We start from the raw sequence: 24,994 nt of genomic DNA, 5'->3' as shown, positions 1-24,994 counted from the left end.
ACTTGTCAGTTACCGACCGGTGAAATGGTTTGTCAACTGTCAGCGACTGTCATTAGCCTCGAATGTATGACTAGTCAGACCACCATCGACAAGACGGGGTCGGGGGGCGGGGGAGCATCGTCCGGCCCGTCGGGCCCGGCTCCGGCCAGCGGACTGCGCGGCCACCCGTGGCTCACCCTCGTCACCGTCGCTGTAGGGGTCATGATGGTGGCCCTCGACGGCACCATCGTGGCGATCGCCAACCCGGCCATCCAGGACGACCTGAAGGCCAGCTTCGCCGACGTCCAGTGGATCACCAACGCCTACTTCCTCGCCCTCGCGGTCTCCCTGATCACCGCGGGCAAGCTCGGTGACCGCTTCGGCCACAGGCAGACCTTCCTCATCGGCGTGGTCGGCTTCGCCGCCGCCTCCGGTGCCATCGGCCTGTCCGACACCATCCCGCTGGTCGTCGCCTTCCGAGTGCTCCAGGGCCTGTTCGGCGCCCTGCTGATGCCGGCCGCCCTCGGTCTGCTGCGAGCCACCTTCCCGGCCGAGAAGCTCAACATGGCCATCGGTATCTGGGGCATGGTCATCGGCGCCTCCACCGCGGGCGGCCCGATTCTCGGCGGTGTGCTGGTCGAGCACGTCAACTGGCAGTCCGTGTTCTTCATCAACGTGCCGGTGGGCATCCTCGCCGTCGTCCTCGGCGTCATGATCCTCCTGGACCACCGTGCGCAGAACGCGCCGCGCTCCTTCGACGTCCTCGGTATCGCGCTGCTCTCCGCCGCCATGTTCTGCCTGGTCTGGGCGCTCATCAAGGCCCCCGAGTGGGGCTGGGGCGCCGGCACGACGTGGCTGTTCCTGGTCGCCTCCGTCGCGGGCTTCGGGCTCTTCGCCTTCTGGGAGACGAAGGTCAAGGAGCCGCTGATCCCGCTGGCGCTGTTCCGCTCGGTGCCGCTGTCGGCGGGTGTGGTGCTGATGGTCATGATGGCGATCGCCTTCATGGGCGGCCTGTTCTTCGTGACGTTCTACCTCCAGAACGTGCACGGCATGAGCCCGATCGACGCCGGCCTGCACCTGCTGCCGCTCACCGGCATGATGATCGTCGGCTCCCCACTGGCCGGCGCGATGATCACCAAGGTCGGCCCGCGCATACCGCTCGCGGGCGGCATGGCGTTCACCGCGCTCGCCATGTACGGCATGTCGACGCTGGAGACGGACACCGGCAGCGGCCTCATGTCGCTCTGGTTCGCCCTGCTCGGTCTCGGTCTCGCCCCCGTCATGGTCGGCGCCACCGAGGTCATCGTCGGCAACGCGCCGATGGAGCTGTCCGGTGTCGCCGGCGGTCTCCAGCAGGCGGCGATGCAGATCGGCGGCAGCCTCGGTACGGCCGTGCTCGGCGCCGTGATGGCCTCCAAGGTCGACAACGACCTGGCGGACAACTGGGCGGACGCCGGCCTTCCGGAGCTGGCGCCGGAACAACTGGGCCACGCCTCCGAGGCGGTCCAGGTCGGTGTGCCGCCGGTGGCCGAGGGCATGCCGGAACAGGTGGCCGCGAAGGTCACGGAGGTCGCACACGACACCTTCATCTCCGGCATGAGCCTGGCGTCGCTCGTCGCCGCCGGCGTCGCCGCCGTGGCCGTGCTGGTCGCGTTCCTCACCAAGCGCGGTGAGAACGCGGAGGCCGGCGCGGGCGTGGGCCACATCTGACGGAACCCCCGGCCCGTTCGGCCCGTTCGGCCCGTTCGGCCCGTTCGGCCCGTTCGGCCCGTTCGGCCCGTTCGGCCCGTTCGGCCCGTTCGGCCCGTTCGGCCCGTCCGACCCGTCCTCGTCCGGCCCTGTTCGCCTATCCGGGTGACAGGGCCGGCGAACCCTCCCCGCCGGCGAACTCCGCAGGTCACAGTGGGTCAAGTCCTCCGCAGGGCAGGGAGGGTGAGAGGCTGCGGCGCGCTGCTGGAGGGGGGCAGCGCGCAGGCAGCCGTCCGCGGCAGGCATGAGGCGCCGCAGGGGGGTACCCGAACTCCACGGAGAGTTCAGGGAGTTGATGATGGCGAGCTTCGGACAGGGATCGCGCAGGCACCCCCGCTCACGTGGCCGGACGTGGTCACGGACCGGGCCGGATCGCGCGACGCTCGCAATCGTCGGAGTCATCTGCGCGATCGCCGGGTTCTTCGTGCTGGGGATCGTCCTCGGCCCCGTCGCGGTCATCTGCGGCTGGCTCGCCATGGGCCGAAGCCGGGCGGGATCCCGCCCGGCACCGGCCGTGGTCGCCCTGGTCCTGGGCCTCATCGACACCGTTCTGGCAGTCCTCTGGCTCATCGGAGCCGCGGCCCCGGTCCACGGCGTGCTCTGACGCCTGGGCGGGACCAGGTGCCTCCGCCGCCCCGGAGAAGCCGACACTCGGCGAATCCGAGACCCTGCTCACCCGGCGGTGAGTTCCCGGTAACCGCGGCCGCCTTCTCACCCAGGCCCGCCGGCGTTCCGGATCATCTGCTGGAGCACTTTCACCGTGGTGACGCAGTCGGCGCCGTCGATGCCCCGGTGGATGTGGTTCCGGATCGCCGGGGTGTGCCGCTCGAGGCCGGCACGAGCCGCCTCGCCCGACTCGGTGATCCACAGCCGTCAAAGTCGAGGTCGACCCGGATGCAGTTCCGGCGCCGACGCCGTGAACGGCCCTCCCCTCCCGTCACCCGCCGCCCGGATGTTCCCCACCGGCTGCCACGCCCGCCACCCGCCACGCCCGCCGCCCGCACGTGCGGACCTCCGTACGGCAAGCGGCAGGGGCGGCGGAGCCGCAGCCCCACCGCCCCTCACACCACCGCCCCCCACACCACCGCCCGTCACTGCACCGCTCTTCGCACCACCGCGTCGACCCCAGCGGACGCGCTACGCGTCACCGCCGGCGACCCCCGGATCCGCCGCCGCGACATCGAGCAGCCGGTACCGGTCGATCGCCTGCTTCAGCACCGACCGGTCGACCTTCCCCTCCCGCGCCAGCTCCGTCAGCACCCCCACCACGATCGACTGCGCGTCGATGTGGAAGAAGCGCCGCGCCGCACCGCGCGTGTCCGCGAAGCCGAACCCGTCCGCGCCCAGCGACTGGTACGTCCCCGGCACCCACCGCGCGATCTGGTCCGGAACCGACCTCATCCAGTCGGACACCGCCACGAACGGCCCCTGCGCACCGGCCAGCTTCCGCGTCACGTACGGCACCTGCTGCTCCTCCTCCGGATGCAGCAGGTTGTGCTCCTCGCACGCCACCGCATCGCGCCGCAGCTCGTTCCAGGAGGTCGCCGACCAGACGTCGGCGCGCACGTTCCACTCCTCGGCGAGGATCCGCTGGGCCTCGACCGCCCAGGGCACCGCGACCCCGGACGCCATGATCTGCGCCGGGACGGAGCCGCCCGTGCCCTCGCTGAAGCGGTACACGCCCTTGAGGATGCCCTCCACGTCCACGTTCTCCGGCTCGGCCGGGTGCTGGATCGGCTCGTTGTAGACGGTGAGGTAGTAGAAGACGTCCTCGCCGTGCGGGTGCCGCTCGTCCGCGCCGTACATCCGCCGCAGACCGTCCTCGACGATGTGCGCGATCTCGAAGCCGAAGGCCGGGTCGTAGGCGACACAGGCCGGGTTGCTGGACGCCAGGAGCTGCGAGTGGCCGTCCGCGTGCTGGAGACCCTCACCGGTCAGAGTCGTACGGCCCGCGGTCGCACCCAGTACGAAACCGCGCGCCAGCTGGTCGCCCATCTGCCAGAACTGGTCGCCGGTGCGCTGGAAACCGAACATCGAGTAGAAGACGTAGACCGGGATGAGCGGCTCGCCGTGCGTGGCGTACGCCGATCCGGCCGCGATCAGCGAGGCCGTGCAGCCGGCCTCGGAGATGCCGTCGTGCAGCATCTGCCCGTTCGGCGCCTCCTTGTAGGCGAGCAGCAGATCCCGGTCCACGGACTCGTACTGCTGTCCGAGCGGATTGTAGATCTTCGCACTCGGGAAGAATGAGTCCATGCCGAACGTGCGGTACTCGTCCGGCGCGATCAGCACGAAGCGCTTGCCGATCTCTTTGTCCCGCATGAGGTCCTTGAGTAGCCGCACAAAGGCCATTGTCGTCGCGATGGACTGCTGGCCGGACCCCTTCTTCACGGTTGCGTACGTCTTGCTGTCCGGCAGTGCGAGCGGCTTCGACCGTACGACCCGGGTCGGGACGTAGCCGCCGCAGCCCAGACGCCGATCGTGCATGTACTGCATCTCCTCGGTGTCCCGGCCGGGGTGGTAGTACGGCGGCGGGCCGGACTCCAGCTCCCGGTCGGAGATCGGCAGGTGCAGCCGGTCGCGGAAGCGCTTGAGGTCGTCGACCGTCAGCTTCTTCATCTGGTGCGTGGCGTTGCGGCCCTCGAAGTTCGGGCCCAGCGTCCAGCCCTTGATCGTCTTGGCGAGGATGACCGTCGGCTGGCCCTTGTGCTCCAGGGCCGCCTTGTACGCCGCGTAGATCTTCCGGTGGTCGTGACCGCCGCGCCCCAGGTGCAGAATCTGGTCGTCGGTCATGTTCTCGACCATCGCGCGCAGCCGGTGGTCGTCGCCGAAGAAGTGGTCGCGGATGTAGGCGCCGGACTCGGTGGCGTACGTCTGGAACTGGCCGTCAGGCGTGGTGTTCATCCGGTTGACCAGCACACCGTCGCGGTCCTGGGCGAGCAGCGGGTCCCAGGTGCGGTCCCACACCAGCTTGATGACGTTCCAGCCGGCGCCCCGGAAGACCGACTCCAGCTCCTGGATGATCTTCCCGTTGCCGCGCACCGGGCCGTCGAGGCGCTGCAGGTTGCAGTTGACGACGAAGGTCAGGTTGTCCAGGCCCTCGCGGGCGGCGATGGACAGCTGGCCCAGCGACTCCGGCTCGTCCATCTCGCCGTCACCGAGGTAGGCCCACACGTGTGAGCGGGACGTGTCCGCGATGCCGCGCGCGTGCATGTAGCGGTTCATCCGTGCCTGGTAGATCGCGCCGATCGGACCGAGGCCCATGGAGACCGTCGGGAACTCCCAGAAGTCCGGCATCGACCGCGGGTGCGGATACGACGACAGGGCGTGCGGCGCCTTCGACTTCTCCTGCCGGAACCCGTCGAGGTGCTCCTCGCTGAGCCGGTCCAGCAGGTACGCGCGCGCGTAGATGCCCGGCGAGGCGTGCCCCTGGAAGAAGACCTGGTCGCCGCCGTCGCCCTCGTCCTTGCCGCGGAAGAAGTGGTTGAAGCCCACGTCGTACAGGGAGGCGGAGGAGGCGAAGGTCGCGATGTGACCGCCGACGCCGATACCCGGCCGCTGCGCGCGCGAGACCATCACCGCGGCGTTCCACCGGGTGGCGTTGAGGATCTTGCGCTCGATCTCCTCGTTGCCGGGGAAGAACGGCTCGCTCTTGGTCGGGATCGTGTTGACGTAGTCCGTGCTGCGCATCTCGGGCACGGCCACACGCTTCTCGCGGGCCCGCTCGATCAGCCGCAGCATCAGATAGCGGGCCCGCTCCCGGCCCCGCTCGTCGACGGCGGCGTCGAGGGAGTCGAGCCACTCCTGGGTCTCCTCGGGGTCGAAGTCAGGGACCTGACTCGGAAGGCCGCCAATGATGATCGGATTGCGATCACTGCGATCGGATGCGGAAGCCACGCTGTTCCTTCGCTGTCGGAGGGCCACTTTGCCGGGTGTCGCGCCGATTCCCCGCCGATTCCCCATCGTGTACCTCGCGGGGGCAAACGTCATCTGTACCGTGGGGTAACCGATTCCCCCATGGGAGTCGGGGGCACGTTCATTCGAGTCTCGTACCCACACATGGTTCCCAAATACGCAAACAGGGCAGATGTGTGTGGTGTACGTCACCTTCGGTCTGGACGGCATGGTTGGAGTTGCGGCGACACGGCCGGGATCGTCACCGTTTCGGCGGTCCCAGTCGCCGGGTACTTGCGCGATCCGTCCCGCCCGTGTGGACTACGGCCAATGCTTCGCGCACGCGCGTGGCTGAGATATTCACCAAGACATGATCAGGAGGCAACCCGTGAGCGCGACCGCGGACCACGCGGAGGAGCGGACGAACCCTGCCGTCAGGCTGGGGTTCCAGCCCGGGCAGGTGGTCCAGGAGATCGGCTACGACGACGACGTCGACCAGGAGCTCCGCGAGGCCATTGAGGGCGCCGTCGAGGGCGAGCTGGTGGACGAGGACTACGAGGACGTGGCCGATGCCGTCGTGCTGTGGTTCCGTGACGACGACGGCGACCTGACGGATGCGCTGGTGGATGCCACCACGTACATCGAAGAGGGCGGGGCGATCCTGCTCCTCACGCCGAAGACCGGCCGTTCGGGGTACGTCGAGGCCAGCGACATTTCGGAAGCCGCGACGACGGCCGGACTGACGGCCGCCAAGAGCGTCAGCGTCGGAAAGGACTGGAGCGGCAGCCGGCTGGCGACGCCCAAGGCCGCCAAGTCCAAGCGGTAGCCGGCCAGGCTCCGCACCACACCCGGACCCCGTACGGGCCGACCGCCGTCGGCCCGTCCGCGGACCCGCGATGACCCCTGCGTAGGGTGGTTCCAGCGAACCACCCTACGAAGGGACGAACAGGACATGGCGATCCAGGTCGGCGACAAGGCCCCCGACTTCGAACTCAAGGACAACCACGGCGCGACCGTCCGGCTGTCCGACTTCCGCGGGCGGAAGAACGTCGTGCTGCTCTTCTACCCGTTCGCCTTCACCGGTGTGTGCACCGGCGAGCTGTGCGAGGTGCGCGACAACCTGCCGCAGTTCTCCGACCGGGACACCCAGGTGCTCGCCGTCTCCAACGACTCCATCCACACCCTGCGCGTCTTCGCCGACCAGGAGGGCCTGGAGTACCCGCTGCTGTCCGACTTCTGGCCGCACGGCAACGTCTCGCGCGCGTACGGCGTCTTCGACGAGGACAAGGGCTGCGCCGTCCGCGGCACCTTCGTCATCGACCAGGAGGGCATCGTGCGCTGGACCGTGCTCAACGGCCTGCCGGACGCCCGTGACCTGGCCGAGTACGTGAAGGCGCTCGACGCCCTGTGACCGTCAGGTGATCGACGACTGATCGACACCGAGTGATTCGTCGGGCGCAGGGACTGCGGTGAACGGGAACCCGTCACTAGGATCGACTCGTTGATCCGGTATCCACGCAAGACATCGACGCTCGACATCCGACGCTCGACATTCAACGCACTTCGGGGCTTCCCGCCCCTGGACACCAATGGAGGACTCGTGGGAGTCAGCCTCAGCAAGGGCGGCAACGTTTCGCTGACCAAGGAGGCCCCCGGCCTGACCGCGGTCATCGTCGGTCTGGGGTGGGACATCCGCACCACGACCGGTACCGACTTCGACCTCGACGCCAGCGCGATGCTGCTGAACAGCGGCGGCAAGGTCGCCAGCGACGCGCACTTCATCTTCTTCAACAACCTGAAGAGCCCGGACGGATCGGTCGAGCACACCGGCGACAACCTCACCGGTGAGGGCGAGGGCGACGACGAGCAGATCAAGATCGACCTCGCCGGAGTCCCCGCCGACATCGAGAAGATCGTCTTCCCGGTCTCGATCTACGACGCCGAGAACCGCCAGCAGTCCTTCGGCCAGGTGCGCAACGCGTTCATCCGCGTCGTCAACCAGGCCGGCGGCGCCGAGATCGCCCGCTACGACCTGAGCGAGGACGCCTCCACGGAGACCGCCATGGTCTTCGGCGAGCTGTACCGGCACGGTGCGGAGTGGAAGTTCCGCGCCATCGGCCAGGGCTACGCCTCCGGCCTGCGCGGCATCGCCCAGGACTTCGGCGTGAACGTCTGAGTCACCCAAACGTCCGAGGCGACGGCCTCGACCGTCCGGCGCCGCACGGTTTACGTGCGGCGCCGGACGCGCAGGAAACCCGAGAACCATCACCCGGGGAGGGATCACCATGGGCGTCACGCTTGCCAAGGGAGGCAACGTCTCCCTGTCCAAGGCCGCACCTAACCTCACACAGGTACTGGTCGGGCTCGGCTGGGACGCGCGTTCCACCACCGGAGCACCCTTCGACCTCGACGCCAGCGCACTGGCGTGCAGCAGTGGCCGGGTGCTCGGCGACGAGTGGTTCGTCTTCTACAACCAGCTCAAGAGCCCGGACGGCTCCATCGAGCACACCGGCGACAACCTCACCGGTGAGGGCGACGGTGACGACGAGTCGGTGCTGATCGACCTCTCCGCGGTGCCGGCTCAGTGTGACAAGATCGTCTTCCCGGTCTCGATCCACATGGCCGACGAGCGCGGCCAGACCTTCGGCCAGGTCAGCAACGCCTTCATCCGGGTCGTCAACCAGGCCGACGGCCAGGAACTCGCCCGCTACGACCTCAGCGAGGACGCCTCCACGGAGACCGCGATGATCTTCGGCGAGCTCTACCGCTATCAGGGCGAGTGGAAGTTCCGCGCGGTCGGGCAGGGGTACGCGTCAGGGCTGCGCGGCATCGCCCTAGACTTCGGAGTCAACGTTTCGTAAAGCCGCGTACGGCGCGGGGGAGCCCCGTACAAACACGATTGGGTAGCCAGTGGTTCTGAAAACCTTCGGGTGGTCGTTCGCGGTCACCGCGCTCGGCCTGGTGGCCGCGGTCTTCTACGGGGGGTGGGCCGCCTTCGGCATCGTGGCGATCCTGTCCGTCCTGGAGATCTCGCTGTCCTTCGACAACGCGGTGGTCAACGCCGGGATCCTGAAGAAGATGAATGCCTTCTGGCAGAAGATCTTCCTCACCATCGGCATCCTGATCGCCGTCTTCGGCATGCGCCTGGTCTTCCCGGTCGTGATCGTGGCGGTCAGCGCGTCGCTCGGGCCGATCGAGGCCGTCGACCTCGCCCTCACCGACAAGGACCGCTACCAGGAGCTGGTGACGGACGCCCATCCGTCGATCGCCGCCTTCGGTGGCATGTTCCTCCTCATGATCTTCCTCGACTTCATCTTCGAGGACCGGGACATCAAGTGGCTGGGCTGGCTGGAGCGCCCGCTGGCCAAGCTCGGCAAGGTCGACATGCTGTCGGCCTGCATCGCCCTGATCGTGCTGCTGATCTCCGCTATCACCTTCGGCGCCCACGCCCACCAGCACGGCGGCACGCACGCGGACAAGGCGGAGACGGTCCTGCTCTCCGGCATCGCGGGCCTGATCACCTACCTGATCGTCGGCGGCCTCTCCGGCTTCTTCGAGGACAAGCTCGAAGAAGAGGAGGAGCGGGAGCACGAGGCCGAGGAGCAGGCCGAGCGCACCGGCAAGCCCAAGTCGGCCGTCAGGCTGGCCGGCAAGGCCGCGTTCTTCATGTTCCTCTACCTCGAGGTCCTGGACGCGTCCTTCTCCTTCGACGGCGTCATCGGCGCCTTCGCCATCACCAACGACATCGTGCTGATGGCCCTCGGCCTCGGTATCGGCGCCATGTACGTCCGGTCCCTGACCGTCTACCTGGTCCGCGAGGGCACCCTCGACGACTACGTCTACCTGGAGCACGGCGCCCACTACGCCATCGGCGCCCTCGCCGCCGTCCTCCTGGTGACCATCCAGTACGAGATCAACGAGTTCATCACCGGCATGATCGGCGTCGTCCTGATCGGTGCCTCCTTCTGGTCCTCCGTGCGCCGCAACCGCAGGCTCGCGGCGGCCGGGGGAGACGGCGGCAAGGAGAAGGCGGAGGTCTCCTCCGGGGTGTGAAACCCTTCTCTTCCCGGGCCGGGTTCACCCCCGGTGCGCCTGCTCCTTCGGTGTGAACACGGCCCGGACGAGGAACGCTCTGTGCGGGGCGGCCGACGAGGACGACTCCTCGGGGCCGCCCCGTCGGCGGTTCGCGGTCGGTGGTTCGAGTGAAGGTGGGGGCGGGAATGGGCTTCTTGGACGGTCTGTGGCGCGGTCGCGAGGCCGAGTTCGACTCGGGCAGCGCGGCGACCAACTCCATCCAGCTGACCAAACGGCACAGCCAGGTCTCCCTGACCAAACAGGGCGCGGCCACCGGCCATCTGCGCGTCAACCTGAGCTGGCGGATGCGGACCTCGGACATCATGGGCGTGCAGCGTGAGAGCCTGCTGCGGCACCCCTTCAAGGCGCTCAAGCCCCCCGAGGTCGTCGGCCACAGCCAGAGCATGGTCAACGTCGACCTCGACCTCGGCTGCCTCTACGAGCTCCAGGACGGCACCCGCGGGGTCGTCCAGCCGCTCGGCGGCTTCCTGGGCGACGCCAACGGCCCCCCGTACGTCAAGCTGAGCGGCGACGACCGGTTCGGCTCGGCCTCCGGCGAGACGATCTACGTCAACCTCGACCACAAGGACGCCATCAAACGCCTCCTGCTCTTCGCCTACATCTACGACCAGACCCCGGCCTTCGACCGCACGCACGCCATCGTCACGCTCTATCCGAGCAACGGCCCCCGGATCGAGATAGGCCTCGACGAGCGCCACCCGCAGGCCCGGTCCTGCGCCGTGGTGATGATCGAGAACATCAAGGGCGAGATCTTCGTCCGCCGCGAGGTGAAGTTCGTGTACGGCTTCCAGGGAGAGCTCGACCGTCTGTACGGGTGGGGCCTGCAGTGGGGCCGGGGGCACAAGAGCAAGGCGGAACGCTGAGACCCCGCCCGCCCGTACCGCCCAGGCGCCTACTGCCGGTACCGCCCGGGCGTCTGTCGCCGGTACCGCCCGGGCGTCTACCGCCCGACGAACTGCGGTCCCTGCGGCGGAAGCCGGAAGTCCGGATCGGGAGCCCCGGTGACCGGCGGCGGATAGCCGTAACCGGGCTGCGCGCCGGTGACCCCCGCCGCGGCGGGCGCCTGCGGATACCCGTACCCGGGGCCTCCGGCCGGCTGCGGATAGCCGTAGGCCGGCTGTGCCGTCGGCGGCTGCTGCGGGTAGCCGTAGGCCGGCTGCGCCGGCACCCCCGTGGGCTGCTCCGGGGGCAGCGGCCGCGAGATCTCCGGGACGGGCTGGGCGGGTTGGACGGGCTGGACGGGCTGGACTGCCGTCGGCTCGTCGGGACCGGCCACCGGCGGGACGGGCATGGACTGAGCGGGAGTGTGCGGGGACGGCTCGGGCCGACGGGTCGACACGGGGTCGTCCGCCCCCTCCGACTCGTCCACCGAGATGCCGAAGTCGGTCGCCAGGCCCTGGAGCCCGTTCGAATACCCCTCACCCAGTGCCCGGAACTTCCAGCCCTCCCCGCGCCGGTACAGCTCGCCGCAGATCAGCGCTGTCTCCTCGCCCGTCTCCGGCTTGACGTCGAAGTACGCGTGGGGTTCCGCGTCGGCGGCCGTGGCGTCGTACAGCAGGATGCGCAGCGACCCGACCCGGTCGAAGGCGGTGCCGTCCGCCGAAGCGACCAGCAGAATCCGGCCCACCGAGGGCTCGACCCCGGAGAGGTCTGTCTGGATCGTGTCGGTCAGGCCCTCGGGGACCCGCTTCTTGCCGAGGCGCCAGACCTGGCCCGAGGGATGACGAGGCTGGTTGTAGAAGACGAAGTCCTCGTCGGAACGCACGCGGTCGTCCGGCCCCAGCAGCAGTGCGGAGGCGTCGATGTCGGGGACCCCCTGCCCGGGTGACCAGCGCAGCACGGCGCGTACCGTGGTGGCTTGCAGCGGGACGTTCGACCCCTTCAGCATCGCGTGCGTCATGCCGTCATCCTGCCCTCTCGGTCCTGGTCACGACAACGCGGGGGCGGGTACACGGGTCGTGCCCGCTCACCCCGGGTCGCCGCCGCCGACATGCCCGGGTTACCTGGAATTCATGCCCGGTGGGAACCTCCGACATGGATACGTACGTACTATTACCGGCCACCTTGGACAGTTCACAGGTCGCCCAGACACCACGGGGGAGTTTTGATGCGTCATTTCGGACAGATTGCCCCTGATGTGCGGAAGCGCCTCTTCCACCAGGAGCCCTGCACCTTCACGGCGGACTCCCCGGCCCGGTTGCTGTCCGCGGCCCTGGGCGCCACGCTCTACAGCCCGGCCACCCGGCCCAGACTCGCCGACGACATCCTCAAGCAGAGCGCGAGCGGTGTGGTGTCGATGGTGCTGTGCCTGGAGGACTCGATCGACGACGCCGACGTGCCGGTCGGCGAGGAGAACCTCGTCCGCCAGCTCACGGACCTGGAGAAACGTTCCGACGCCGACATTCCCTTGCTGTTCGTCCGGGTCCGCACCCCCGAGCAGATACGCGACCTCGTACGGCGCCTCGGCTCCGCGGTGCGGCTGCTGTCCGGATTCGTGCTGCCGAAGTTCACCGAGGAACGCGGCATGCCCTTCCTGGAGGCGCTCTCCGTCGCCGAGGCAGCCAGCGGCCGCAGGCTCTTCGCCATGCCCGTGCTGGAGTCCCCGGACCTGCTGTACCGCGAGTCCCGCGTGCAGACGCTGGAGGGGATCTTCCGCGCGGTCGACAAGTACCGAGACCGTGTGCTCGCCCTGCGTCTCGGCGTGACCGACTTCTGCTCCTCCTACGGGCTGCGCAGGGGCCCCGACATGACGGCGTACGACGTCCAGATCGTCGCCTCCGTGATCGCCGACGTGGTGAACATGCTCGCCCGGGCCGACGGCACCGGATTCACGGTGACCGGGCCGGTGTGGGAGTACTTCCATGTCCAGGAAAGGATGTTCAAACCGCAACTGCGGCAGAGCCCCTTCCTCGAGGTACAGGCCGTCGAACTGCGCCAGAAGCTGATCGAGCACGCGATGGACGGTCTGCTGCGGGAAATCTCCCTGGACCGCGCCAACGGCCTGCTGGGCAAGACCTGCATCCACCCCTCGCACGTGCTCCCCGTGCATGCCCTGTCCGTGGTCAGCCACGAGGAGTTCAGTGACGCCCAGGACATCCTGCGGCCCGAACGCGGCGGCGGGGGTGTACTGAGGTCCGCCTACACGAACAAGATGAACGAGGTGAAGCCTCACCGGGCCTGGGCGGAGCGCACGCTGCTGCGCGCCGAGGTCTTCGGGGTGGCGAACGAGGACATCGGCTTCGTGGAACTGCTCGCCGCCGGCCTGTCCGACTGAACGCAAGGAAGCCATGACCGACGCAAGGGCCCATGCCGCGGTGGACAACGGAAGGCACGAGTACATGACCGACAGGGCGCGCTCCGAGAAGGACGCCGGAGTCTGGTCCGGCAGCTGGGTCACCGAGCGGCTCGGTGTCGAACTCGCCGGTGACGACAGGCTGCCCGGCCTGCTGGGACTCGCCCTGCGACGCAACCCCAAGCGGGCGCACCTGCTCGTCTCCAACGTGCTCGGCAAGCACGTCCCGCAGTCGCCCTCCGTCGTGTACGGCCACGGCGTCGCCCTCGGCCGCCGGGTCCGCGAACTGCTCGGCGCCGAAGCAGCCGAGGGCGCGGTCGTCCTCGGCTACGCGGAGACCGCGACCGGCCTCGGCCACTCGGTCGCCGACGGCCTCGGCCCCGCCCCGTACCTGCACTCCACCCGCCGCCCGGTCACCGGCGTCGCCCGGGCCGGTGGCTTCGAGGAGTCCCACTCGCACGCGACCTCCCACCTCCTGCTGCCCGAGAACCCGGCGCTGCTGGCCGGCGACGGGCCGCTGGTCCTCGTCGACGACGAGTTCTCCACCGGCAACACGGTGCTCAACACCGTCCGCGCCCTGCACGAGCGCTATCCCCGCAAGCGGTACGTCGTGGTGGCCCTGGTCGACATGCGCTCGCCCGCCGACGCCGGCCGGCTGGAGGACTTCGCCCGGGAGATCGGTGCCCGCGTGGACCTGGTGACGGCCGCGTCGGGCACGGTCGGGCTGCCGGAGGGCGTACTGGAGAAGGGACAGGAACTGGTCGCCCGGTACGAGGCTCGCGCCACCGCCCGCCCCGAGGCGCCCGCCCCGTCCTCTTCCGGCTCCATCGCGCGCGTCGAACTGCGGTGGCCCGGCGGGGTCCCCGACGGCGGACGGCACGGGTTCACGGCCGCCCAGCGGGACCGGCTGGAGAGCGCCCTGCCCGGCATGGCAGAGCGGATCACCGAGGCGCTGCCCGCAGGCGCCCGCCGCGTGCTCGTCCTCGGCTTCGAGGAGCTGATGTACGCCCCGCTGCGCCTGGCCCACGCGCTGGAGCAGACCGCCGACGCCGACGTGCGCTACTCGACCACCACTCGCTCTCCCGTTCTCGCGGTCGACGACCCCGGTTACGCGATACGCACCCGCCTCGTCTTCCCCGCGCACGACGACCCGGCCGACGGCCCCGGCGAGCGCTACGCCTACAACGTCGCGGGCGCCGGCTTCGACGCCGTCGTCGCCGTCGTCGACTCGGCCGCCGACACCCCCGCACTCCACGCGCCCGACGGTCTGCTGGCCCGGCTCGCCGCCCATGTCCCGCACGTACTGCTCGCGGTCGTGCCGTCGTACGTCCCGCACGCTTCGCACGCCTCCGAAAGGCCCCCCATGCTGCCCGAGCCCCTGCGCGGCCCCGACTTCTCCTCGTACGCGCCCGACGAGGTCGGCTGGCTGCTCCAGGATCTCTCGGACGTGACGCTGGAGGCGCCGACCGAGGAACGCGAGGAGGCGATCCAGAGCGGCGGCGCGCACTACGCGGAGTCGCTGCCCGTGGAGTACCAGCCCAGCGAGCAGTACCAGGAGCTGTTCCACGCCGCCCTGGAGACGTCCGCCGCGCGGCTGGCCCGCGCCGTCGGCGCCGTCACCGAGATCGTGCTCGCGGAGCGGTCGCCCCGCCCCGTCCTGGTCTCCCTCGCCCGCGCGGGCACACCCGTCGGCATCCTGATGCGCCGCTGGGCGCAGTTCCGTCATGGTCTCGACCTTCCTCACTACGCCGTGTCCATCGTCCGGGGCCGCGGCATCGACGCCAACGCGCTGCGCTGGCTGGCCGACCGTCACGACCCCGCCGACGTCGTCTTCGTCGACGGCTGGACCGGCAAGGGCGCCATCACCCGCGAACTGGCGGCCGCCCTGCGCGACTTCGCGGCCTCCGACGGCATCACCGGTTTCGACCCGGAGATCGCCGTGCTGGCCGACCCCGGTTCCTGCGTACGCACCTACGGGACCCGCGACGACTTCCTCATCCCCTCCGCCTGCCTCAACTCCACGGTGTCCGGCCTGATATCCCGCACCGTGCTCCGCGCCGACCTGGTCGGCCGACACGACTTCCACGGCGCGAAGTTCTACCGCGAACTCGCCGGCGCCGACCTGTCACCGGCCTTTCTCGACGCCGTCTCCGCCCGCTTCCCGGACGTCGCCGACACGGTCGACGCCCAGGCCAAGGAGCTCCTCTCCGCCGACCGCACCCCCACCTGGGAGGGCTGGGCCGCCGTCGAGCGCATCAGCGAGGAGTACGGCATCCACGACGTCAACCTCGTCAAGCCCGGCGTCGGCGAGACCACCCGCGTGATGCTGCGCCGCGTGCCCTGGAAGGTACTCGCCCGGGCCGGCGCGGGCGCCGACCTGGACCACGTGCGCCTGCTGGCCGAACAGCGGGGCGTACCTGTGGAGGAGGTCGCCGACCTGCCCTACACCTGTGTCGGGCTGATCCACCCCAAGTACACGCGGGGCGCTACCGGCGCCGACGGCACGGCGGTGGCGCTCTGATGCCGGTACTCGTCGCGAGCGACCTCGACCGCACGCTCATCTACTCGGCCGCCGCGCTCGGGCTGACCATGCCCGACCTGCGGGCACCCCGTCTGCTGTGCGTGGAGGTCTACGAGAGCAAACCCCTCTCCTACATGACCGAGACGGCAGCCGGGCTGCTGTCCGACCTCGGCGACACTGCGGTCTTCGTGCCGACCACCACCCGGACCCGCAGGCAGTACCAGCGCATCAACCTCCCCGGCCCTCCGTCGAAGTACGCGATCTGCGCCAACGGCGGTCACCTGCTCGTGGATGGCGTCTCCGACCCGGACTGGCACGCGCGGGTGACCGCACGGCTGGCCGACGAGTGTGCCTCGCTGGCCGAGGTCCGCGACCACCTCATGGACACCGCCGACCCGCTGTGGGTGCGCAAGCACCGGGTCGCCGAGGACCTCTTCGCCTACCTCGTCGTCGAGCGCGAACTACTGCCCGAGGACTGGGTGAAGGAACTCGCCGTGTGGGCCGAGAACCGCGGCTGGACCGTGTCCCTCCAGGGCCGCAAGATCTACGCCGTGCCCAAGCCGCTCACCAAGAGCGCCGCCGTGCACGAGGTCGCCCGCCGCACCGGCGCCGATCTCACCCTCGCCGCCGGCGACTCCCTCCTCGACGCCGACCTGCTGCTCGCCGCCGACCGGGGCTGGCGCCCCGGCCACGGTGAGCTGGCCGACTCCGACTGGACGGCTCCGGCGATCAGCGCCTTGCCCGAACGTGGCGTGCTGGCCGGTGAGCGGATTCTCCGGGAGTTCCTGCGTGCGGTGAGCCCGGCGCGCTGACCGCGCCGCCGGTGCCCTCGGTGCCCTCGGTGCCCTCGTCGGCACCGCCTCGGGCGCCGGGGCAGTCGTCGTCATCGGCCGACGGCGGTATGTCCTGCCCGCGGTCGTGTCCGGGGGCCCGCCTGCGGTGGCCGGCCCCCGGCCGCAGCAGCCTCATGCCGATGAAGACCAGCAGCGCCAGGGCGGCGATCGCGAGGATCACCTTCGAGTACGTGGAGGCGATGCTCGAGACCTCGGACCAGTTGTCCCCCAGGGCGTAGCCCGCGAGGACGAACACGGTGTTCCAGATCGCGCTGCCCAGCGTGGTCAGCGCGAGGAAGACGGGCAGCCGCATCCGCTCCACGCCTGCCGGCACGGAGATCAGGCTGCGGAAGATCGGTATCATCCGGCCGAAGAACACCGCCTTGGTCCCGTGTTTCTGGAACCACGCCTCGGTCTTCTCTATGTCCGACACCTTCACCAGCGGCAGCTTGCCCGCTATCGCCACCGTGCGGTCCCGGCCGAGCAGTGCGCCGATCCCGTACAGAGCGAGCGCGCCGATGACCGAACCAGCCGTCGTCCACAGCAGGACGGCGATCAGGTTCATCCGGCCGGAACTCGCCGCGAACCCTGCGAGCGGCAGGATCACCTCGCTCGGCAGGGGAGGGAAGAGGTTCTCCAGAGCGATGGCGAGGCCGGCGCCCGGTGCGCCGAGCGCGTCCATGAGGTCGTTGATCCACTGCGGTGCCGCACCGCTGTCCGCGGCCGTCTGCGCTGCGAGGGCTGTCATGTCGACCACGCTAGAAAATCGCAGCTGAAGGGAGACTGAGGAAGACCGCAAGATCGCCTGCGGTGTACCGCAGGCGGGAATTGCGGTTTTCCGCAGTGTGCGCCGCGGCAGCGCCCGGCTAGCCTCACGATCATGCGAGACATGGCGCGACGCGTGGTGCGGTGCGGGGTGGGCCTGATCATGGGGACCGCCGCGGCCGCCGTCGAGCTGCTCTTCGCCCTGCTGGCCGGCGCGGCCCTGCTGCCCGTGGCGGCCTGGCCGGCCGGCCGGCGTGCCGTACTGCGCCCGGTCCTCGCGGGCGCGCGCAGACTGGCGGAGCTGGAGCGAGCCCGGTTGGCGATGTGGCTGGACCTCCGGGTCACGCCCGCGTACGAGGACGTGCGGGCGCTGCGGTACGTGGCCTGCCACTGGGCCCTGGGCGTCCTGGGCGGAGTGGTGATGCTGACCGCCGCGATCGGCCTGGCGTACGGCACCTTCGGGATATACGGCTGGCTCCTGCTGGACGGCATACGCAACCCCGGTTCACTGGTCCTCGGCAGTCTGGGCGGTTTGTTCCTCGTGTTCCTCGCCGTGCAGGGAATATTCGGCGTGCTCGGACTGGAAGGGCAGCTGGCGCGTCACTTCCTCGGCCCCCGCCACGAGGAGGAGCTGGAGCGGCGTATCGCCGAGCTGTCCGCCAGCCGCGCCGCGGTGGTCGACGCGGTGAACGACGAACGACGCCGCATCGAGCGTGATCTGCACGACGGCGTGCAGCAGCGTCTCGTCGCCCTCGGCATGCTGCTCGGCCGTGCCCGCCGCAGCCAGGACGCCGACCGCCGGGACAGGCTGCTGGGTCAGGCCCACGACGAGAGCCGCCGCGCCCTGGACGAACTGCGCGAGGTCGCCTGGCGGGTCTATCCGACCACGTTGGACGAAGCGGGGCTGCGCGCCGCGCTGGAGACGGTCGCCGAGCGGGCGTCCGTGCCGGTGGGAGTGGAGTACGGCCTCGCCGAGGAGCCCGGGCAGGCCGTGGCGACCGTCGCGTACTTCGTCGTATGCGAGGCGGTCACGAATGCGATCAAACACGCGGCGCCGACCCGGATAAGCGTCGTCGTCAGAACGGAGGAGGAACGGATGTACGTGAGTGTCCAGGACGACGGCTGCGGCGGGGCGAACGCCGCCGGCAGCGGACTGTTCGGGCTCGCGCGGCGCGTCGCCGCCCTCGACGGCAGCCTCAGCGTGGTCAGCCCGCCGGGCGGACCCACCCTCGTGGCCGCGGAACTGCCGTGCGGCTGATCCTCGCCGAGGACTCGACCCTGCTGCGGGAGGGCCTCGTGCGGCTGCTGACGGAGGAAGGGCACGAGGTGCTCGCCGCCGTCGGCAACGCCGAGCTGCTGCTCAAGGCGGTCGCCGAGGACCCGCCGGACGTGGTCGTCGCCGATGTCCGGATGCCGCCCACACACACGGACGAGGGCCTGCGCGCGGCCCTGGAGATACGCCGGCGCTGGCCGGCGGTCGGGGTGCTGGTGCTCTCTCAGTACGTCGAGAAGCGATACGCGACGGAGTTGCTGACCGGTGAGACGGAGGGAGTGGGATATCTGCTGAAGGACAGGGTGGTCCAGATCGACGAGTTCCTGGACGCGCTGGAGCGGGTGGCCGCCGGACGGGCCGCCTTCGACCCGGAGGTCGTCCGCCAGTTGCTCGGCCGCACGACCCACACCGACCTGCTCGCCCGGCTCACCGCGCGGGAGCGGGAGGTACTGGCCGAGATGGCGCAGGGCCATACCAACGCGGCGATCGCGCGGCGGCTGCACATCTCGCAGAGCGCGGTGGAGAAACACACCAACGCCATCTTCGACAAGCTGGAACTGACCGGGGGTGAGGGCTATTCACGCAGGGTGCTGGCGGTGCTGCGCTATCTGGGCAGCTGAGGGAAACTGAAGGGAGCAGACGGGGCCGGCCCGGTAAGACCGAGGAGCCTGCACGGCGACACCCGGGGGCCGCGACAGGGCCGGGAGGTCAGCCGCAGCAGCCGCCACCGCAGCAGCCGCCTCCGCCACCCGACGACGGCGCCGGGGCAGGCGCGGAGGACGAGCCGCCGACCGCGACCGTCGACAGCAGCTTCACCGTGTCGTCGTGGCCCGCCGGGCAGGCGGCGGGAGCGGAGGACTCGGCCATGGGACGGCTCAGCTCGAAGGTGTCGTCGCAGCTCCGGCAGCGGTACTCGTAGCGAGGCATGCGCACAGGTTAACCGGCCCGGCAGGATGGCCCGTCCCGGTGGCAGAAAACCCGGTGGAGGGCGTGGACCGGTTGGGCGCGCAAACCCGGCACGGAGTGAAAACGGGAATTCGGTCGGGGGCGTACCCGGTGTTCGTGACCGGCAGCCGTCCGGTGATCAGTGGCCGGCCCCGCGTTCCTCACGGATCCGGGTGACCACGTGGGCAACCGTCTGCCGGACCGCTTCCGTCTCCGTCAGGAAGTGCCAGTAGTCGGGGTGCCGGCCCTCCAGCATGGTGATCGTCCGCTCGAGCCGGGCCACGGCGTCGTCCAGCGGGCGCGCGTGCTGCGGGTCGGGGGTGTTGCGGCCCGCCATGGCCAGGCGCTGGGCGTCGCGGATCGCGAAGCGGGTGCGTTCGATCTCCTGCTGAGGGTCCTTCTGTACGGCGTTCAGCTGCCGCAGCCGGTCGCCGGCGGCCGAGACGGCCTCGTCGGTCGAGTTCAGCAGCGCACGTACCGTCGACAGCAGGGCGGTGGCGTCGGGCCAGCGCTGTTCGTCGCGGGCGGTCTGGGCCTCGGCCAGTTTCCGTTCGGCCTGCCGGACGGATTCGGTGGCCTGGTCCGGCACGTGCTGGAGGTCCTGCCAGCAGGCGACGGTGAACCGCCGCCGCAGCTCGCTCAGTACCGGTTCGACCTGTTCGGTGCGGGTGGTCAGGGCCTGGGCGCGGGTGCGCAGGGAGACCAGCCGGTGGCTGATCTCGGCGGCGCGTTCGGGCAGTCGTTCGGCCTCGGCACGGACCGACTCGGCCTCTCGGGTGACGCGTTCCGCCCGTTCGAGGGTCTGGGGCACACCGTGCTGTCCGGCGCCCTGGTTCAGCCGGGTGAGTTCCGGGCCGAGGGTGGCGAGCCGGGCGGCGAGGTCGTCCGCCTTCAGCCCGGATCCCCGGGCGGCGTCCAGGGCGTTGGAAGCGGCCAGCAGGGTGTGCCGGGCGCGTTCGACGGTGGGTGCCAGCCGGGCCAGCTGGGTCTCGGCCTTGCCGAGCAGGGAGCCGAGGCCGTCGGCGAAGCGCTCCAAGTCCTGCTTGACCCGGCCGAGCTCGTTCTTGGCGGCGGTCAGTTCGCTGCGGGCGCTGGAGGCCGCCGACGCCTCCAGGTCGTCCCGGTCCAGGTCGTGGGCGTCGACGGCGCTGATGTACTGGTGGCTGACCTCGTCGATGCGCCGGCCGAGTGCCTCGAAGTCGGTGACCGCGCGCCGGGCGGCGGGGGAGGCGTCGACAGCCGCGATCGTCTCTATCGAGATCCGCAGGTCCCGCTGTGCGGTGTCCAGTTCGTAGAAGGCGGCCGCCGCGTCGTCCTTCGCGGCCTGCGCCTCCGCCCGCTGGCTCTCGGCCCGCCCGCCGAACCAGCGCCGGGTGCCGCCCCCGGCGAACGCGGCGGGCAGCGCGAGCACGGCCAGGAGCGGCAGGCCCACGAGGGTGAGCGTGTCACGGACCGCGCCGGACGTGCGGCGACGGTGGTGGGGACGGTGCGGCAGGCGCTGCGCGCGCGGCACCATCGGCGAGTACGGCTGCGATGGTGTCGCCGTCACATCCCTCTCCCGTGTCGTCCGTCCTGCCCGGGTTCATTCTCCCACCCGTTAGGGACGAACACACGGGCCGGTCAGTTCGCGGTTCGGACCGTGACTTCGCCGTCCTGGGTGCGCGCGGTCACCACGTGGGAGCTGGCCTTGTCCCGGGGCACGGACACGTCGACCGATCCGTCGTCGCTGTCGGCGGACACCTTGTACGTGGCCCGGGGCAGGGCGACGGTCACGGAGCCGTCGTCGCTTCGGGTCTCCACCCGGTCCGGGACGGACCCGAGGTCGAGGTGGACCGAGCCGTCCTTGGTGGACGCGTTCACCCGGCGCGACGAGACGTCCGCGTGCAGGGATCCGTCGTCGCTGTGCAGTTCCAGCGGCCCGGTGGCGTCGCTGACGCGGACGGACCCGTCCTCCGTGCGGATCTCCAGCGCCTCCCGGAAGCCTTGCGCCCGCACGCTGCCGTCGTCGGTCTTCACCTTGACGGCGACGCCGCGCGGTATCTCCACGCGGTGCTTGGTGGCGCAGTCGGCGACCACTCCGGAGCAGTGCGTCCGCAGCTTCAGCCGATCGCCGTCCATGCTCCAGGTCACCTCGGGGTCGGAGCCGAGCGCGACCGATCCCTGGAACCACCTGGTCACCTCGATCTTGCCGGACGGGTTGCCGTCGGCGGCGACGATCTCCAGCGCGGAGTCGTCGGCGTCGATGGTGAGGGCGTCGCCCTGAAGGGCGAAGGACCGCTGCTCGGGGTCCTTGTCGTCCGAGGCGGAGGCGCAGGCGCTGAGACCCGCGACGAGAAAGGCGACGGTGCCGACGGCGGCGAACGCGCGGGCAGGAAGGGTACGGGCGGCCATGACGAGATTCCCCCTGGAACGGACGGCGAGGTGCCCCGACCGGGAATCCCTCCGGAGCGGAGGAAGCCCTTTCCGACGAGGCTCTCAGACTGTAGGTGCGCCCGGGCACGCGCCGGGATACGGCCCACTACCGGATCGGGGGTGGGGTTAACCCCAGGCCCGGGGCGACCGGCGTCAAGCACGTTTGCCGGGCAGTGCCCTGGGCCATGTAGGCTGTCGACTCGTCCTGGGTGCGTAGCTCAGGGGTAGAGCGCCTGCCTTACAAGCAGGATGTCGGCGGTTCGAAACCGTCCGCGCCCACCAGGACCGGCGCCGCTGTCGCCGGTGCGAGAGGCCCCCGGAAGTGTTCCGGGGGCCTCTCGCGGCTTACACGACGGTTCGGCTGACTCGGCGGGGACTGACGTCCTCGGCTGTCCGCGCGAGTCCTCCCACCAGCGCTGCCTCAGGCGTCCTCGGGCGGGGTCTCCCGGGGCGGGGCCTCGTGGGCGTGTTTCAGCTCCGAGCGGGCGTTCACCTGATCGGGTCCGGTGATCTCCGACCAGTAGCGATGGGTGCTGACGAACACGGCGAGTTCGCGCTCGCGCTGCCGGAGCTTCTCCACCTCGGCCTGTTCGTCCGCCGACCAGCCGGGTGAGGCGGGGCGTTCGACCTTGCGCCAGCCGTTGGCGTCGCTGAATCCGTCGAGCGGTTCGACGGACCAGGGAAGTCTCTTGAGCAGGGCCGACAGCTCGGCCCGGACCTGATGCAGTTCCTCCTGACCGGCGAGGAGGTCACTGGGAAAATCATAGGTCGTAGCCACACCACAATAATACGCCTGTTCGATTTTAAGGCGCGCGTTCCCCTTCCGTGGTTCACGCGAAAGGGTGGCCCGCAGCCCGTCCGTGGATCCGCTGCCGGGGCCGACTGTCGGACCCCTGCCCTACCGTGAAGAACATGGATGGTGTGGACGAGCGGGCAGGGCGTGCCGGAGAGCGGGTCCGTCTGGTCCCCTGGGCGGAGGGGGATCTGTGGCTGCTGCGCAGGACCAACAGCCCCGAGATGACCGCGCACCTGGGCGGGCCGGAGACCGAGGAAGCGCTAGCGGCGCGGCACAGGCGGTACGCCGTGCTCGAGCCGGGGCGGATGTACAGGGTCACGCTGGCGGACGACGGCGGCGAGACCGTCGGCTCGATCGGGTACTGGCAGCGGACCTGGCAGGGAGCGGAGGTCTGGGAGACCGGGTGGGCGGTGCTGCCGGAGTTCCAGGGGCGAGGGCTGGCTGTCCGGGCGGCCCGTGCGGTGCGGGAGGCGGCCCGGGCCGACGCGGCGCACCGGTATCTGCACGCCTTCCCGAGCGTCGACCACGCCGCTTCCAACGCCGTCTGTCGCGGGGCCGGGTTCACCCTGCTCGGACAGACCGACTTCGAGTATCCGAAGGGCCACTGGATCAGATCGAACGACTGGCGGGTGGACCTGGAGTGGGGAGACTGACGTCATGTGCCGCAGCATCAAGACACTGCGTCCGCCCGTGCTGGCCGAGCAGGCCACCGAGGACGAGATCAGAGCCGCCGCCCTGCAGTACGTGCGCAAGGTGTCCGGGTTCCGCGCGCCGGCCGCGCACAACCGGGAGGTCTTCGAACAGGCAGTGGAGGCCATCACCGGGGCCACGGCCGAACTGCTGGCGGGGCTGGAAGTGCGGGGTGGTGCCGGCACGCGGCGTGCCTCCTGAGACCGGGACATCCGGGTACCGGGGGCAGCGAAGGCACCGGCGGTACCAGGGCATCGGTGGCATCGGTGCACCCGCATCCTCGTGACCGGCCCTGGCCGGCGTGGCGGAGAGGCGGCCGGGGGAGGACCCGGTTCGCGGCCCGGCTGGGCGGGTGGCCGAGAACGCCGACGGGGCGGCGTTCACCGACTGGGTGTCGGAGTACGCCGCCCTCGGGCGGGACGCGTCGCGGCTGGTGACCTGCGCTGTCACCGCGGCTACTTCGGGTCGCGGTTGAACTTCGCGGCCGACCAGAAGTAGCCGAGCGCGGTGAGAGCCAGGCACCAGGCGACCGCGAGCCAGCCGTTGTGGCCGATCCCGGTGCCGAGCAGCAGGCCGCGCAGGGTCTCGATGGCGGGGGTGAACGGCTGGTACTCGGCGATCGGCTGGAACCAGCCCGGCATCCCATCGACCGGCACGAAGGCGCTGGAGAGGAGCGGCAGCAGGATCAGCGGCATCGCGTTGTTGCTCGCCGCCTCGGCGTTCGGACTGACCAGGCCCATGCCGACCGCGATCCAGGTGAGCGCCAGGGCGAAGAGCACCAGCAGCCCGAAGGCCGCGGCCCACTCCAGGGCCGTGGCGTCCGTGGACCGGAAACCGATGGCCACGGCGACGAGGCCCACGAGGACCACGCTCAGCACCGACTGCAGCACGCTGCCGATGACGTGTCCGATGAGCACGGAAGGCCGGTGGATGGCCATGGTGCGGAAGCGGGCGATGATGCCCTCGGACATGTCGGTGGAGACGGACACCGCGGTGCCGATCGTGGTGCTGCCGATCGTCATCAGCAGCAGGCCCGGCACGAGGTAGGCGATGTAATCGGAGCGGTCGCCGCCGATACCCGCGCTCATCGCGTCACCGAAGATGTAGACGAAGAGCAGCAGCAGCATGACGGGCGTGAGCAGCAGGTTCAGGGTGAGGGACGGGTAGCGCCGGGCGTGCAGGAGGTTGCGGCGCAGCATGGTGGACGAATCGCGCACGGCGAGGGAGAGCGAGCTCATCGGACAGCCTCCTTGGTCTGGCTGATCTGGTCGGACCGGCTGGTGCGGCTGGGGCCGGCGGGCCGCTGGTCGGTGCCGCCGGTGAGGGCGAAGAAGACGTCGTCGAGGTCGGGGGTGTGGACGGTGAGTTCGTCGGCGTCGATGCCGGCGGAGTCGAGCCGGTCGAGGAGGGTGCGCAGTTCGCGTTGGGTGCCGCCCGAGGGGATCTGCAGGGTGAGTGCTTCGTCGTCCCTGGTGGCCTCGTGCAGGGCGGTGGCGGCGGCCTGGTGGGCGGTGGGGTGGGTGAAGCGGAGCCGGACGTGTCCGCCGGGGACGATCCGCTTGAGTTCCTCGGCGCTTCCCTCGGCGGCGATGGTGCCGTCGTTGAGCACGGCGATGCGGTCGGCGAGTTCGTCGGCCTCTTCGAGGTACTGGGTGGTGAGGAAGACGGTGACGCCGTCGGTGACGAGTTCGCGGATGATCTGCCACATGTTGTGGCGGGAGCGGGGGTCGAGGCCGGTGGTCGGTTCGTCGAG

At 70.2% G+C, this 24,994-nt stretch carries 23 protein-coding genes, 1 tRNA gene and 1 pseudogene; 16 read left to right on the top strand and 9 right to left on the bottom strand.

The window, feature by feature from the left end:
- The first annotated feature begins 66 nt into the window (after nt 1-66).
- Nucleotides 67-1,689, top strand: a complete 1,623-nt coding sequence (locus tag ACH4F2_RS00125; protein ID WP_398130407.1) for an MFS transporter — start codon at nt 67-69, stop codon at nt 1,687-1,689.
- 334 nt (nt 1,690-2,023) lie between these two features.
- Nucleotides 2,024-2,332, top strand: a complete 309-nt coding sequence (locus ACH4F2_RS00120) for a small hydrophobic protein (protein WP_398130406.1) — start codon at nt 2,024-2,026, stop codon at nt 2,330-2,332.
- A gap of 533 nt (nt 2,333-2,865) precedes the next feature.
- On the opposite strand, the gene aceE is transcribed toward ACH4F2_RS00120, so the two are convergent.
- Nucleotides 2,866-5,622 carry a pyruvate dehydrogenase (acetyl-transferring), homodimeric type gene (gene aceE / locus ACH4F2_RS00115; protein ID WP_398130405.1) on the bottom strand — a complete coding sequence of 919 codons (2,757 nt, stop codon included), beginning with the start codon at nt 5,620-5,622 and terminating at the stop codon, nt 2,866-2,868.
- 385 nt (nt 5,623-6,007) lie between these two features.
- Between aceE and ACH4F2_RS00110 the strand changes: the two genes are divergently transcribed.
- The 6 genes from ACH4F2_RS00110 (at nt 6,008) to ACH4F2_RS00085 (ending at nt 10,577) form a co-directional block, all read left to right on the top strand.
- A complete protein-coding gene (locus ACH4F2_RS00110; protein ID WP_279563571.1) occupies nt 6,008-6,445 on the top strand; it encodes a DUF3052 domain-containing protein in 438 nt (145 codons plus the stop codon).
- A gap of 126 nt (nt 6,446-6,571) precedes the next feature.
- On the top strand, nt 6,572-7,030 hold the full coding sequence (locus ACH4F2_RS00105) for a peroxiredoxin (RefSeq protein WP_398130404.1): 459 nt from the start codon (nt 6,572-6,574) through the stop codon (nt 7,028-7,030).
- 189 nt (nt 7,031-7,219) lie between these two features.
- A complete protein-coding gene (locus tag ACH4F2_RS00100; protein ID WP_398130403.1) occupies nt 7,220-7,795 on the top strand; it encodes a calcium homeostasis/redox stress adaptation protein in 576 nt (191 codons plus the stop codon).
- A 109-nt stretch (nt 7,796-7,904) separates the two neighbouring features.
- Nucleotides 7,905-8,480: a TerD family protein gene (locus tag ACH4F2_RS00095; protein WP_398130402.1), complete on the top strand. Its 576-nt coding sequence runs from the start codon at nt 7,905-7,907 to the stop codon at nt 8,478-8,480.
- Nucleotides 8,481-8,529: 49 nt separating this feature from the next.
- A complete protein-coding gene (locus ACH4F2_RS00090) occupies nt 8,530-9,672 on the top strand; it encodes a DUF475 domain-containing protein (RefSeq protein WP_398130401.1) in 1,143 nt (380 codons plus the stop codon).
- Between the two features lie 167 nt (nt 9,673-9,839).
- Nucleotides 9,840-10,577: a Tellurium resistance gene (locus tag ACH4F2_RS00085; RefSeq protein ID WP_398130400.1), complete on the top strand. Its 738-nt coding sequence runs from the start codon at nt 9,840-9,842 to the stop codon at nt 10,575-10,577.
- Nucleotides 10,578-10,654: 77 nt separating this feature from the next.
- Here the strand turns inward: ACH4F2_RS00085 and ACH4F2_RS00080 are convergent, their stop codons facing one another.
- Nucleotides 10,655-11,614: a TerD family protein gene (locus ACH4F2_RS00080; RefSeq protein WP_398130399.1), complete on the bottom strand. Its 960-nt coding sequence runs from the start codon at nt 11,612-11,614 to the stop codon at nt 10,655-10,657.
- A 207-nt stretch (nt 11,615-11,821) separates the two neighbouring features.
- Between ACH4F2_RS00080 and ACH4F2_RS00075 the strand changes: the two genes are divergently transcribed.
- The 3 genes from ACH4F2_RS00075 to ACH4F2_RS00065 all read left to right on the top strand — a co-directional run bounded on the left by ACH4F2_RS00075 (nt 11,822) and on the right by ACH4F2_RS00065 (nt 16,339).
- Nucleotides 11,822-12,988 carry an HpcH/HpaI aldolase/citrate lyase family protein gene (locus ACH4F2_RS00075; protein WP_398130398.1) on the top strand — a complete coding sequence of 389 codons (1,167 nt, stop codon included), beginning with the start codon at nt 11,822-11,824 and terminating at the stop codon, nt 12,986-12,988.
- A gap of 64 nt (nt 12,989-13,052) precedes the next feature.
- Entirely contained in the window at nt 13,053-15,527 is a 2,475-nt protein-coding gene (locus ACH4F2_RS00070) for a phosphoribosyltransferase (protein WP_398130877.1), read from the top strand.
- Complete coding sequence (locus ACH4F2_RS00065) at nt 15,527-16,339, top strand: HAD family hydrolase (protein WP_398130397.1); 813 nt, start codon at nt 15,527-15,529, stop codon at nt 16,337-16,339. The genes ACH4F2_RS00070 and ACH4F2_RS00065 overlap by 1 nt, the downstream gene beginning before the upstream one ends.
- Here the strand turns inward: ACH4F2_RS00065 and ACH4F2_RS00060 are convergent.
- Nucleotides 16,257-17,108, bottom strand: coding sequence for a DedA family protein (locus ACH4F2_RS00060; protein ID WP_398130396.1), 852 nt, complete (start codon nt 17,106-17,108; stop codon nt 16,257-16,259). The genes ACH4F2_RS00065 and ACH4F2_RS00060 overlap by 83 nt on opposite strands.
- A gap of 132 nt (nt 17,109-17,240) precedes the next feature.
- On the opposite strand from ACH4F2_RS00060, the gene ACH4F2_RS00055 reads away from it, so the two are divergent.
- The gene (locus ACH4F2_RS00055) at nt 17,241-18,383 is read left to right on the top strand and encodes a sensor histidine kinase (protein ID WP_398130395.1); all 1,143 of its coding nucleotides are present in this window, start codon (nt 17,241-17,243) and stop codon (nt 18,381-18,383) included.
- Nucleotides 18,374-19,018, top strand: coding sequence for a response regulator (locus ACH4F2_RS00050; protein WP_398130394.1), 645 nt, complete (start codon nt 18,374-18,376; stop codon nt 19,016-19,018). The genes ACH4F2_RS00055 and ACH4F2_RS00050 overlap by 10 nt, the downstream gene beginning before the upstream one ends.
- Before the next feature lie 88 nt (nt 19,019-19,106).
- On the opposite strand, the gene ACH4F2_RS00045 is transcribed toward ACH4F2_RS00050, so the two are convergent.
- The 3 genes from ACH4F2_RS00045 to ACH4F2_RS00035 form a co-directional block, all read right to left on the bottom strand.
- Nucleotides 19,107-19,325: a zinc ribbon domain-containing protein gene (locus ACH4F2_RS00045; RefSeq protein ID WP_398130393.1), complete on the bottom strand. Its 219-nt coding sequence runs from the start codon at nt 19,323-19,325 to the stop codon at nt 19,107-19,109.
- 157 nt (nt 19,326-19,482) lie between these two features.
- Nucleotides 19,483-20,892, bottom strand: coding sequence for a hypothetical protein (locus tag ACH4F2_RS00040; RefSeq protein ID WP_398130392.1), 1,410 nt, complete (start codon nt 20,890-20,892; stop codon nt 19,483-19,485).
- A 71-nt stretch (nt 20,893-20,963) separates the two neighbouring features.
- Nucleotides 20,964-21,734: a DUF4097 family beta strand repeat-containing protein gene (locus ACH4F2_RS00035; protein WP_398130391.1), complete on the bottom strand. Its 771-nt coding sequence runs from the start codon at nt 21,732-21,734 to the stop codon at nt 20,964-20,966.
- Nucleotides 21,735-21,962: 228 nt separating this feature from the next.
- On the opposite strand from ACH4F2_RS00035, the gene ACH4F2_RS00030 reads away from it, so the two are divergent.
- Nucleotides 21,963-22,037: transfer RNA gene (locus ACH4F2_RS00030), tRNA-Val, on the top strand.
- A 139-nt stretch (nt 22,038-22,176) separates the two neighbouring features.
- Here the strand turns inward: ACH4F2_RS00030 and ACH4F2_RS00025 are convergent.
- Nucleotides 22,177-22,533, bottom strand: a complete 357-nt coding sequence (locus ACH4F2_RS00025) for a hypothetical protein (protein WP_398130390.1) — start codon at nt 22,531-22,533, stop codon at nt 22,177-22,179.
- Between the two features lie 134 nt (nt 22,534-22,667).
- Here ACH4F2_RS00025 and ACH4F2_RS00020 point away from each other — a divergent pair, with 134 nt between their 5' ends.
- Both ACH4F2_RS00020 and ACH4F2_RS00015 read left to right on the top strand, forming a co-directional pair.
- Nucleotides 22,668-23,204, top strand: coding sequence for a GNAT family N-acetyltransferase (locus ACH4F2_RS00020; protein ID WP_398130389.1), 537 nt, complete (start codon nt 22,668-22,670; stop codon nt 23,202-23,204).
- A 4-nt stretch (nt 23,205-23,208) separates the two neighbouring features.
- Complete coding sequence (locus tag ACH4F2_RS00015) at nt 23,209-23,442, top strand: DUF2277 domain-containing protein (RefSeq protein WP_398130388.1); 234 nt, start codon at nt 23,209-23,211, stop codon at nt 23,440-23,442.
- A 254-nt stretch (nt 23,443-23,696) separates the two neighbouring features.
- Here the strand turns inward: ACH4F2_RS00015 and ACH4F2_RS00010 are convergent, their stop codons facing one another.
- The gene (locus ACH4F2_RS00010; RefSeq protein WP_398130387.1) at nt 23,697-24,479 is read right to left on the bottom strand and encodes an ABC transporter permease; all 783 of its coding nucleotides are present in this window, start codon (nt 24,477-24,479) and stop codon (nt 23,697-23,699) included.
- A pseudogene (locus tag ACH4F2_RS00005) lies at nt 24,476-24,994 on the bottom strand (ABC transporter); the annotation flags it as partial. The pseudogene ACH4F2_RS00005 and the gene ACH4F2_RS00010, both read right to left, overlap by 4 nt.

Origin of the sequence: Streptomyces sp. NPDC017890 (assembly GCF_044328675.1) — a bacterium.
Taxonomy (GTDB): domain Bacteria; phylum Actinomycetota; class Actinomycetes; order Streptomycetales; family Streptomycetaceae; genus Streptomyces.
The sequence above is the reverse complement of the archived record's forward strand: the minus strand, read 5'-3'. Positions and strand labels throughout refer to the sequence as shown.